The 11298-nt window shown below is 74.1% G+C and carries 10 protein-coding genes; 3 read left to right on the top strand and 7 right to left on the bottom strand.

Annotated elements, in window-relative coordinates; genetic code table 11:
* Window positions 1-276 precede the first annotated feature (276 nt).
* Window positions 277-774, top strand: a complete 498-nt coding sequence (locus ACIQI7_RS19200) for a cobalamin biosynthesis protein (protein WP_401111261.1) — start codon at window positions 277-279, stop codon at window positions 772-774.
* Window positions 771-1817: an Rv2231c family pyridoxal phosphate-dependent protein CobC gene (cobC, locus tag ACIQI7_RS19205; RefSeq protein ID WP_401111264.1), complete on the top strand. Its 1047-nt coding sequence runs from the start codon at window positions 771-773 to the stop codon at window positions 1815-1817. Before ACIQI7_RS19200 ends, cobC begins: the two co-directional genes overlap by 4 nt.
* 99 nt (window positions 1818-1916) lie before the next feature.
* Here cobC and ACIQI7_RS19210 read toward each other — a convergent pair whose 3' ends face one another.
* From ACIQI7_RS19210 to ACIQI7_RS19235, 6 genes are all read right to left on the bottom strand, one after another.
* Complete coding sequence (locus tag ACIQI7_RS19210; protein WP_401111267.1) at window positions 1917-2984, bottom strand: cobalamin-independent methionine synthase II family protein; 1068 nt, start codon at window positions 2982-2984, stop codon at window positions 1917-1919.
* A 103-nt stretch (window positions 2985-3087) separates the two neighbouring features.
* Window positions 3088-3663: a hypothetical protein gene (locus ACIQI7_RS19215; RefSeq protein WP_401111269.1), complete on the bottom strand. Its 576-nt coding sequence runs from the start codon at window positions 3661-3663 to the stop codon at window positions 3088-3090.
* Between the two features lie 172 nt (window positions 3664-3835).
* Window positions 3836-4858: a glutamine synthetase gene (gene glnII, locus ACIQI7_RS19220; RefSeq protein ID WP_401111272.1), complete on the bottom strand. Its 1023-nt coding sequence runs from the start codon at window positions 4856-4858 to the stop codon at window positions 3836-3838.
* Window positions 4859-5043: 185 nt separating this feature from the next.
* A complete protein-coding gene (locus ACIQI7_RS19225; RefSeq protein WP_401111274.1) occupies window positions 5044-6036 on the bottom strand; it encodes an SCO1860 family LAETG-anchored protein in 993 nt (330 codons plus the stop codon).
* Window positions 6037-6162: 126 nt separating this feature from the next.
* On the bottom strand, window positions 6163-6840 hold the full coding sequence (locus ACIQI7_RS19230; RefSeq protein WP_401111277.1) for a uracil-DNA glycosylase: 678 nt from the start codon (window positions 6838-6840) through the stop codon (window positions 6163-6165).
* A 138-nt stretch (window positions 6841-6978) separates the two neighbouring features.
* Entirely contained in the window at window positions 6979-8070 is a 1092-nt protein-coding gene (locus tag ACIQI7_RS19235) for an amidohydrolase family protein (RefSeq protein ID WP_401111280.1), read from the bottom strand.
* A gap of 93 nt (window positions 8071-8163) precedes the next feature.
* Between ACIQI7_RS19235 and ACIQI7_RS19240 the strand changes: the two genes are divergently transcribed.
* The gene (locus ACIQI7_RS19240; protein ID WP_401111282.1) at window positions 8164-9249 is read left to right on the top strand and encodes a pyridoxal-phosphate-dependent aminotransferase family protein; all 1086 of its coding nucleotides are present in this window, start codon (window positions 8164-8166) and stop codon (window positions 9247-9249) included.
* Window positions 9250-9408: 159 nt separating this feature from the next.
* On the opposite strand, the gene ACIQI7_RS19245 is transcribed toward ACIQI7_RS19240, so the two are convergent.
* A complete protein-coding gene (locus ACIQI7_RS19245) occupies window positions 9409-11046 on the bottom strand; it encodes an APC family permease (RefSeq protein WP_401111285.1) in 1638 nt (545 codons plus the stop codon).
* Window positions 11047-11298: the final 252 nt, after the last annotated feature.

The following is an 11298-nucleotide window of genomic DNA, read 5'->3' on the forward strand; positions in this document are numbered from 1 at the left end:
AGTCGGGGCTTCCCGGGCGGGAGCGCCGAGAACAGTAGGAGCGTCATGGTGTCGTGTACCGCACAACGCGGGTGAAGAACAGGCGAACAGCTGCAGTGCCCGGGTGGGCCCGCGACGGACCGGGGGCGACGGGAACGGCGCCGGACGCCCCACCCGCCCTGCTCCGCCTCGCCCTGCCCCGCCGGGAACGGCGTCGGACGTCACACCCGCCGTGATTGACCCGTTCCGGCCGGGCGTGGTGGGATCACCGGAGCTCGGGACGAAAGGGTGCGGCACGTGAGCGGACTGGTCTCCGTCGCCCAGCGCACCCTGGTGGTCGGCATCGGCGCGAGCAGCGGCGCCGAACGGACCGAGGTGCTGCGGCTGTTGACGGACACCCTCCGGGAGGCCGGCCTGCCGCTCGCCGCCGTGGCCCGGCTGGCCACCGTGGCGGGCAAGGCGGACCACCCGGCGGTGCGCTGGACGGCCGACCACCTCCCCGGGGTGCCGGTGGACGAGCACCCGCCCGAGGCACTGGCGGGCGTGACGGTGCCCAACCCCTCCCCCGCGGTCGGTACCGCCGTCGGCACCGCGAGCGTCGCCGAGGCGGCGGCGCTGGCCAGCGCGCCGGGCGGCCGGCTCGTGGTGACCAAGCGGAAGTCGGCACGGGCCACGGTCGCGATCGCCCGCTCCGCCGCGGCCGCCGCCGGGGGCCCCTACGACCACCCGAACCGTCCGCCCACACCCGGCACCGCCGGCACCACCCGCACCGCCCCGCTAGGAGATCCCTCGTGACCGCCCCCGAACCCGACCTGCGCCACCACGGCGACGCCGAGGTCCGCGCCGACGGGCTCGGCCTGGTCGACCTCGCCGTCAACGTCCGCACCGGCACTCCCCCGGCCTGGCTGCGCGAGCACCTCGCGGCCACCCTCGGCGACCTCGCCGCCTACCCCGACCAGAGCGCCGCGCGCGCCGCGGTGGCCGCCCGGCACGCCCGCCCGGTCGAGGAGGTGCTGCTCACCTCGGGCGCCGCGGAGGCCTTCGTCCTACTGGCGCGGGTGCTGACGCCACGTCATGTCGCCGTGGTGCACCCGCAGTTCACCGAGCCCGAGGCGGCCCTGCGGGACGCCGGACACCGGGTGCACCGGGTGCTGCTCTCCCCCGGGGACGGGTTCCGGCTGGGCGCCGTCCCCGAGGAGGCGGACCTGGTCGTCCTCGGCAACCCGACCAACCCGACCTCCGTGCTGCACCCCGCCGAGGCCGTCGCCGCCCTGGCCCGGCCGGGGCGCACCCTGGTGGTGGACGAGGCGTTCATGGACACCGTCCCGGGCGAGCGGGAGTCCCTCGCCGCCGTCCGGGGCCTGCCCGGCCGGGTCGTCGTGCTGCGCAGCCTCACCAAGACCTGGGGCCTGGCCGGGCTGCGGATCGGCTACGTGCTCGGGCCGGCGCCGCTGATCGCCGAGTTGGGCGCCGCCCAGCCGCTCTGGCCGGTCTCCACCCCGGCGCTGGCCGCCGCCGAGGTATGCAGCACCCCGGCGGCGCTCGCCGAGGCGGAGCGGGCGGCGGCCGAACTGGCGCTCCGGCGCGAGCACCTGGTGAAGGGCCTGGCCGCCTTCCCGTCCGTACGGCTGTACGGCGAACCGGCCGCCTCCTTCGTCCTGGTGCGGCTGCCGGAGGCGGCGGCCGTCCGGCAGCGGCTGCGCGAGCACGGCTTCGCCGTCCGGCGCGGGGACACCTTCCCGGGACTGGGCGAGGAGTGGCTGCGGATCGCCGTCCGGGACGAGGCCACCACCGACCGCTTCCTCGACGCCCTGGAGGCCGTGCTCGGTTCGGCCTGAACGGCGCGGGATCGGCCCTCCTCGCCCGCCCGGCTGACCGGACGGACGACCGGACGGACGGACGGCCGAGGAGGGCCGGACGCGGCGCGCGGCGCGGGCCTACCGGACCCCGAGCGCCTCCGCCGCCAGGGCCGTGCCCCGCACCCGGGCCGCGATCTTGGCGAAGGCGGTGTCGCGCGAGGTCGAGGCGTCGTCGGCGAACGGCGAGAACCCGCAGTCGTCGGTGGTGCCGAGCTGGTCGACCGGGATGTACCGGGCCGCGGCCAGCACCCGGTCGCGCACCTCCTCCGGGCTCTCCACCCGGGGGTCGATCGGGTCGGTCACCCCGACGAACACCCGGATCCCGGGGCGCAGTTGCTCCGCGATGACGGCGAGGACGCGCTCGGGGTCGGCCTCGCTCGCCAGCTGCACGTAGAAGTTGCCGACCTTGAGCTGGAAGAGCCTGGGCAGCAGCTCCGCGTAGTCGACGTCCAGGCTGTGGGTGGAGTCCTGGTCCCCGCCCGGGCAGGTGTGCACGCCGAGGCGGGCCCGCTCCTCCTCGGTGAACCGCTCCAACACCTGGTTGTTGAGGGCCACGAAGTCGCCCAACAGGCCGCCGGACGGGTCCAGCTTGAGCGACAACCGCCCCTCGGTGAAGTCCAGTTGGACGACGTGGGCGCCCGCGTCCAGGCAGCCGCGGATGTCGGCCTCGGCCTCGTCGGCGAGGTCCCGCAGGAACTCCTCGCGCGAGTACCCGTCGATACCGTCGGCCGGGTAGAGCAGGCTGAGCGCCGAGGGCGCGATGACGGCCTGCTTGACGGGCTGCGCGGTGTGGCGTCGGGCGTCGCGCAGGTAGCTCTCGGCCCGGGCCTGGTACCGGAAGGGCCCGGCGGTCAGCCGCGGCAGCTGCCGGGTGTGCCCGTCGGCGAAGGGGATGACGGCGCCGTCCCCGGCGAGGGACGCCAGCCCGGCGAGGGGGTAGGTGACGAAGCTCGGCTTGGCCTGCTCGCCGTCCACCAGGACGGGGCACCCCAGTTCCTCCAGCTTGGCCAGCGTCTCGGCGGTGGCCTCGTCCTGCAGCTTCTTCAGATCGGTGTCGGAGAGCCGCCCTTCGGCGTGCTCGGCGAGGGCGTTCAGCAGGGTGCGCGGCCGCGGGATGCTGCCGATGGGCTCCGTGAAGATGGTCATGAGTGGACGTTAGAAAGGGTGGTGCCGGGTCCACAATGGGGCGCTCGGCGCACTTCATCCGGCCCTTCACGCCTTGCGCGCTCCCACGCCCCCGGTTCACGCCCTAGCCTTCGGCCCACTCCCGCAGCCTGGCGAAGTCCTCGGCCAGCAGCCCGATCCGGGGGTTGACGTGCAGGGCGAGCGCCGGCCCGGGGTGGTGGGCGGTGATCCACTCCTGGTCCTGCGGGCCGAGTTCGTCGTCCACCCAGACGAACGGGCGTCCGGCGGCCCAGGCGACCACGTCCCTGGTCTTCCAGTGCAGCCCGTCGGGGTTCACGCCGAACAGGTCGGTCCAGCGGATGTACGGGAGTTCGGGCAGGCCGATGTGCGGCCCTATCAGGGTGTTCGCCTCGCCCATCCACCCGGTGGCCCACACCAGTTCGTACGGCAGCGCCAGCAGTTCCTCGCCGTGCGACGGGTTCAGCCACACCCGCAGCGGCTTGACCCGGACGGCGGGCGGCTTGGCGTGCCTGGCGCGCGTCGCCTGCCGCGCCTGGACCGCCGCCAGGTGCTCCTGCTTCGCCACCCACCAGGACGGGCGCAGCCGGTGGGTGGCGTAGCCCTCGGGCCTCCGCTTCGGCGCGGCGTAGGGGTTGAGCGGTCCGTCCACGTCGAGGAGGAGCAGGGGCTGCTGGGTCATGCCTTGAATTCTCGGCCCGGCGGAGACGCTTGACCAGCGGTTCGCGGGTCACGATCGGGCCCCGTACCGGGCGCCGGGGAACGCCCGCGGGCCCCCTCCCGGGTCGGGAGGGGGCCCGCGGCGTGGTGCGGGTGCACCGCGGTGCGGTGCGGGTGCCGGGTGCGGCGGTGGATCAGACCTGGCCGGCCTTCTCCAGGGCCTCGCAGCAGGTGTTGATCAGGAGGCGGGTGACGACGTAGGGGTCGACGTTGGCGTTCGGGCGGCGGTCCTCGATGTAGCCCTTCTTCTCCACCTCGACCTGCCACGGGATGCGCACGGAGGCACCGCGGTCCGAGACGCCGTAGCTGTAGACGTTCCACGGGGCGGTCTCGTGCTTGCCGGTCAGGCGGGACTGGATGTCGTCGCCGTACTGGCTGACGTGCTCCAGCACCTTCTCCTGGGAGGCGCCGAGCGACTCGCAGGCGGTGATGATGGCGTCGTAGCCCTCGCGCATCGCCTTGGTGGAGAAGTTGGTGTGGGCGCCCGCGCCGTTCCAGTCGCCCCGGGCCGGCTTGGCGTCGAGGGTGGCGTCGATGCCGAACTCCTCGGCGGTGCGGTAGAGCAGGTAGCGGGCGATCCACATGTCGTCCGAGACGCTCAGCGCGTCGACCGGGCCGATCTGGAACTCCCACTGGCCGGGCATGACCTCGGCGTTGATGCCGCAGATGGCCAGGCCGGCGTCGATGCAGCGGTCCAGGTGCAGCTCGACGATCTCGCGGCCGAAGACCTCCTCGGCGCCGACGCCGCAGTAGTAGCCGCCCTGCGGGGCCGGGAAGCCGCCCTCCGGGAAGCCGAGCGGCCGGGAGCCCTTGAAGAAGGTGTACTCCTGCTCGATGCCGAAGATCGCCTCCTGGGAGGCGTACCTCTCGGCGACCTCGCGCAGCAGGGCGCGGGTGTTGGAGACGTGCGGGGTGCCGTCCGTCTCCAGGACCTCGCAGAGCACCAGGATGTGGTCGCCGCCGCGGATCGGGTCCGGCACCACCTTCACCGGGTCCAGCACGCGGTCCGAGGCGTGGCCCTCGGCCTGGCTGGTCGAGGAACCGTCGAAGCCCCAGGTGGGGATCTTGTCGGCGTTGGGCAGGACGCGAGTCTTGGAACGGAGCTTCGCGGTCGGCTTCGTGCCGTCGATCCAGATGTACTCGGCCTTGATTGCCACGGCGTGTCCCTCGCATTGCTGGGTGGTGGGTGCCCGCGTAGCGTCGCAAGCCGCCGTTTCCCGGTTGTTCCTCTCATGTAACACGCAGGTGAACCAACCGTCCGCATTGGCACGGTCACGGTGCGGGAGTGCCGGGGGCGGCACTCCCGCCGTTCCGGGTGCCGCCGGTGACGGCACCGGCGTGGTCAGTGACGACGGGCGTGCGCGGCGCGACGGCGCCGGGTGGCCCACAGCGCGGCCGCTCCGCCCGCGACCAGGGCGGCGGCCCCCGCGGCGAGCGGCCCGGTGGCGCTGCCGCCGGTGGCGGCCAGCTTCTCCGCCTTCTCCACCGCGGCCTGCGGGACGGCGGTGCGCGAGGCGGTGGTGTCGGCGACCGGCTGGGCGGCGGCGGGCGCGCCGGTGGGCGCGGCACTCGGGGCGGCCGGGCCGGACGGGGTGGCCGCCGGCGCGGAGGGCTTCTCGCAGCTCACCGAGGCGACGGTGATCTTCCCGGTGACCTTGGCGACGTTCAGGTTGAGCGGGTTCACCTCCACCTGCACCTCCAGGGCCGAGGCGGCGGCGGTGGTCGTGGTGACGGTCTTCTTGGAGAACTCCACCGAGACGCTGCCGATCAGCGGCACGTCCACCTTGGTCGGTCCGTACAGCCCGACGGTGACCGGCTTGCCGAGCACGCTGACCCTGACCGGCGCGATGACGTCGGCGGTCGGCCGCCCGTCCACCGGGCAGGTCGCCTCGGCGCTCATCGCCTCCAGGCCGAGCAGCGCGGTGGCGGGCAGGCCGGGGGCGTGCACGTCGGCGTTGACCAGCTTGACGGAGGCGGTGGCGCCCTTGGCGTCGACGCGGGTCACCGACTTCCCGACGTCGGCCTTGACGAGCTCGACCGGACCGGTCTGGTCGACCCCGGCCACCGTGGCCGTCAGGACGGAGCCACCCCCAGCCTCCGGCTGGGCGGACCCCCATCGCTGGGCCGGCGACTCCACCTTGTTCAGCGCGATGTTCACCGGAACGTCCACCGCCTTGTTCAACAGGCTGACGTCCAGGTCGAGTTCGGCGGTGACGGCGCGCGCCTTACCGGGCGACGGGGCGGGCTCGGCGGCGTGGACCGGAGCGGCGGTGAGCAGCGTGCTCGCCGCCACGGCGGTGGCCGCGGCGGCGGAAACGATTCGGCGAGAAGACATGGCGATACCCCCACACAGATGAAACGATGAGCCGCCAGTCTTCTCGAACAATCCGTCACATGAGTAACACAGAAAGTCATTTCACCCGTTGGAGTGAGATTGGCGTTCTGTGCTTACGCACCTCTGCTACGGCAGCCGCCAGTCCACCGGCTGCGCCCCCTGCCGCACCAGCAGCTCGTTGGCCCGGCTGAACGGCCGCGAGCCGAAGAATCCGCGGTCGGCCGACATCGGGCTGGGGTGGACCGACTCCACCGAGGGGACGCTGCCCAGCAGCGGGCGCAGGTTGCGGGCGTCGCTGCCCCACAGGATCGCCACCAGCGGGCCGCCGCGCGCCACCAGCGCCCGGATCGCCTGCTCGGTGACCGCCTCCCAGCCCTTGCCCCGGTGCCCGCCGCTCTTGCGCGGCTGGACGGTGAGCACTCGGTTGAGCAGCAGCACGCCCTGGTTCGTCCACGGGGTGAGGTCCCCGTTGGAGGGCTGCGGCAGGCCGAGGTCGGTGCCGTACTCCCGGTAGATGTTGATCAGGCTCGCCGGGATCGGCCGCACCTCCGGCGCCACCGAGAAGCTGAGCCCGACGGCGTGGCCGGGGGTGGGGTACGGGTCCTGCCCGACGATCAGCACCCGCACGTCGGCGAAGGGCTGCTGGAAGGCGCGCAGCACGTTCGGGCCGGAGGGCAGGTAGGTACGGCCTGCGGCCAGTTCGCTGCGCAGGAAGTCGCCCATCGCGGCGACCCGTCCGGCGACGGGTTCCAGGGCGGCGGCCCAGCCGGGCTCGACGATCTCGTTCAGTGGACGCGGTGCCATGGTCGCCACCCTATCGGCCTACACCGACAGGGCTTTCAGCGGATGATCATGCGATCGACGCCGGTCGGGAGGGGTCCGCGGCCGTCCGACCGGCCCCCGCGGCGACCCGGCCGGCCGCCCCCGCGGCCCCCGGCACGGCTACCCGACCGGCCGCCCCCGCAGCACCACCAGCCGCGGGTCCGCGAGCACCCGGACGTCCGCCCGGGGGTCCTGGGCGTACACCACGAAGTCCGCCGGCGCGCCCTCCTCCAGCCCCGGCCGCCCCAGCCACTCGCGCGCCCCCCAGCTCGCCGCCGACAGCGCCTCGGCCGGGCTCAGCCCTGCCCTGACCAGCTCCGCCACCTCGTCCGCGACCAGCCCGTGCGCCAGCGAGCCGCCCGCGTCGGTGCCGACGAACACCGGGATGCCGGCGTCGTGCGCGGCGCCCACGGTGTCGTACCGGCGCTCGTGCAGCCGCCGCATGTGCGCCGACCAGGCCGGGAACTTGGCCTCGCCGCCGGCCGCGAGGTCCGGGAAGGTGGCGATGTTGACCAGGGTCGGCACGATCGCCACCCCGCGCTCGGCGAAGGCCGGGATCAGCTCCTCGGTCAGCCCGGTGGCGTGCTCGACGCAGTCGATACCGGCCGCCAGCAGGTCCGGCAGCGACTCGGCGGAGAAGCAGTGCGCGGTGACCCGGGCGCCCTCCTCGTGCGCGGCCGCGATCGCCTCGGCCAGCGCGTCCCCGGGCCAGCAGGCGGCGAGGTCGCCGCGCTCGCGGTCGATCCAGTCGCCGACCAGCTTCACCCAGCCGTCGCCGCGCCGTGCCTCGGCCCGGACGTAGGCGGCCAGGTCGCCGGGCTCGATCTCGTGCGCGTAGTTGCGGATGTAGCGGCGGGTGCGGGCGATGTGCCGCCCGGCCCGGATGATCCGGGGCAGGTCCTCGCGCTCGTCGATCCACCGGGTGTCGGCGGCCGAGCCGGCGTCGCGGATCAGCAGGGTGCCGGCGTCCCGGTCGGTGAGCGCCTGCTTCTCGCTGGTCTCGGCGTCCACCGCGCCGTGGGCGTCCAGGCCGACGTGGCAGTGCGCGTCCACCAGGCCGGGCAGCACCCAGCCGGTCACCGTCCGCACGTCCCCGGCGGTCGGCGGGCGGGTGAAGCTCACCCGGCCGTCCACCACCCAGAGTTCGTCCCGGACGTCCTGCGGACCGACCAGCACCCGACCCCGCACGTGCAGCACCGCGCCATCGTTCATGGCCGCACTCTACCGACGGGCGGGTGCCGTGTAAGCAGTCACGATGCGGCAGACTCGTTTCCGGCACCCCACCCCGCGAAAGGCGATCAAGACGTGAGTCCCTTCCTCGACCTGCCCCCGCTCAGCGCCGCCGAGTTCGCGGCGATCGAGGACCGGGTGGCCGCGCTGCTGCACACCGCGGCCGACGTGATCGTCACCCAGGGCGAGGCGCTCCTCCCCCTGGAGGCCGCCATCCGCGGCGCCGCGCACCCCGGTTCGACCGCCCTCAACATCGTCACCGGCCCGTACGGCCAGACCTTCGGCAACTGGCTGCGCTCCTGCGGGGCGAAGGTCGTCGACCTGGCCGTGCCCTTCGACGGCGCGGTGAGCGCCGAGCAGGTGGCCGAGGCCCTGGACGCCCACCCGGAGATCGACTTCGTCTCCCTGGTGCACGCCGAGGCCGCCACCGGCAACACCAACCCGGTCGCCGGGATCGGAGCCGCGGTCCGCGAGCACGGTGCGCTGCTCATGCTCGACGCGGTGGCCTCCGTCGCCGCCGAGCCGCTGCTCACCGACGAGTGGGGCGTCGACCTGTGCGTCATCGGCGGCCAGAAGGCGATGGGCGGCCCGGCCGGGGTCTCCGCCGTGTCCGTCTCCGAGCGCGCCTGGGAGCGGATCGCCGCCAACCCGGCCGCCCCGCGCCGCTCCTACCTCTCGCTGCTGGACTGGAAGGAGCGCTGGACCGACGCCGGCCGCGCCGTCCTGCCGCACGCCCCGGCCCAGTTGGAGATGCTCGCGCTCGGCGCCTGCCTGGACCGGATCGCCGTCGACGGCCTGCCGGCCGTGATCGCCCGCCACCGCGCCGCCTCCGCCGCCACCCGCGCCGGCGTCCGCGCGCTCGGCACCCTGGCCCCGTACGTGGTCGAGGACGCCCACGCGGCGCCGGTCGCCACCACCCTGCGCACCCCGGACGGCGTGGACGCGACCGCCCTCGCCGCCCGCCTCGATCCGGCCCTGCCGGTCCAGCCGGGCGGCGGCGCGCTGGCCGGCTCGATGCTGCGGGTCAACCACTACGGGCAGGCGGCCGCGCTGGACACCGTCCGCGCCTGCCTCACCGGCCTCGCCGCCGCCACCTCGGCCGACCCGGCGCCCGCCCTGGCCGCCGCCGAGGCCGCCTGGAGCGCGACCGTCCGGGCCTGAGCCGGGGCACGACGGTCCGGGCCCGGGCCGGCGCGCGACCGACCGGGCCTGAAAGCTGGAGGCGCGACGGTCCGGGCCGGAGAGCCCGGGGCAGCCGGCACCACGCGCGGCGGCGGCCCTCGGAGGACGTCCTCCGAGGGCCGCTGCCGTGTCCGGGTGTCAGTGCCCGTTGACGCCCACCACCTCGACGCCGCGGATGTTCCGCTCGATCTCCTCCGCCGGCAGCGCGATCGCCAGCGCCCAGTAGTAGACGACCAGCGAGAACACCACCACGACGACGATGTCCCACCACAGCGGCAGGTTCCCCCGCGCGCCCGCGCCGAAGGTGCCCTGCCAGGAGATCAGGCCCATGCCGATCAGGTAGACCGGCAGCCACTGCCCGGCCCGGAAGTCCATCCGGGGCGCGTTCGGCACCCCCTTGGAGCGCGCGTACCAGGAGTACCCGCCGAGCAGCAGGTAGCCGATCACGATCGCCAGGCCCAGCCGCCACAGGGTGTCCCAGCCGGACCAGTAGATGACCAGGCTGGCCACCGCGAAGGCCAGCGGCGAGATCACCGCGCCGCCGGGCAGGTGGTACGAGCGCTCCATCTTCGGCAGCCGCTTGCGCAGCACCCCGAAGGCCAGCGGGGCGCCCGCGTACATCAGCACCACCGCCGAGGTGATGAAGCCGACCAGCCGCTGCCAGCTCGGGAAGGGCAGGAAGCAGATCACCCCGGCCGCCCAGGCGATGAGCAGGCCGAGCCAGGGCACCGCGCGCCTGTCGGTGGACTGCAGCGCCTGCGGCGCGTAGCCGTTGCGGCTCAGGCCGTAGGTGACCCGGGAGCTGGAGGTGATGTAGACCAGCCCGGTGCCGGCCGGGGAGACGACCGCGTCGATGAACAGCACGGTGGCCAGCCAGCCCAGACCGACCAGGGTCGCCAGGCCGGCGAACGGCCCGCTGATCCCGGGGTAGTCGAGCGCGCTCCAGCCGTGGGCGAAGGTCTCCGGCGGCAGCGCGCCGATGAACACCACCTGGAGCATCACGTAGACGATCGTGCCGATCACCACCGAGCCGAGCACCGCGCGCGGGATGTCCCGGCGCGGGTTGCGGCTCTCCCCCGCCCACTGGATGGCCTGCTCGAACCCGAGCAGTGCGAAGATCACCCCGCTGCTGCTGATCGCGGTGAGCACGCCCTTGGCGCCGTCCGGCGCGAACCCGTGCACGTCGAAGTTGGAGCCGTGGAACTCGGTGAGGCCGAGCGCGAAGATGGCCAGCACCGGGACGGCGACCTTCCACACGGTGGCCGCGCTGTTGGTGTGCGCGAGCAGCCGCACGCCGAGGAAGTTGATGGCGACGAACAGCCCGAGCAGCACGGCGGCGACCACGAAGCCGGTCCCGGTGAGGGTCAGGTCGTCGTGCAGCAGGCCGCGCGCCCAGGTCCAGTGCCGGGCGTAGTTGATCATCGCCTGCACCTCGATCGGCGCGATGGTCGCGGCCTGCAGCCAGGTGAACCAGCCGAAGGACATCCCGGCGAACCCGCCGAAGGCGTAGTGCGGGTAGCGGGCCGTGCCGCCGGCCACCGGGAACAGCCCGCCCAGCTCGGCGTGCACCAGCGCCAGCAGGATGATCGCCACCGCGCCGATGCCCCAGGACAGCAGCGCGGCCGGCCCGGCCGCCACCGCCGCCTTCTGCGCCCCGAACAGCCAGCCGGAGCCGATGATCGCGCCGACCGAGGCCCAGAGCAGTCCGATGACACCGACCTCGCGCCGCAGCGCGGTGTGCCCCGAGCCGGGCGGATTGGATGAGGAATGGGCCATGGCCGATCGCCTCTCGAAGCAGGAGGAAGTCCTCCGACAGTGCCGCAGCGCCACCGCCGCCCCGCCCCGAAACGCCCCGCGCCCCGCGCCCCTCACTCGAACAGCCGGTCGCAAGCGCCCGCCGGCACAGTTCCCGAAGCGTTCACCCGCCCGGCACGTGGAACTCACCGGAGGCAGGCAGGCTCCCGAGCAGCACCTGAAGTTGGCTATACAACTTCATGCCCTACGACAGCCGTAGTGCCGCCGAGGAGG

This window comes from Kitasatospora sp. NPDC092039 (assembly GCF_044756065.1).
Classification (GTDB): domain Bacteria; phylum Actinomycetota; class Actinomycetes; order Streptomycetales; family Streptomycetaceae; genus Kitasatospora.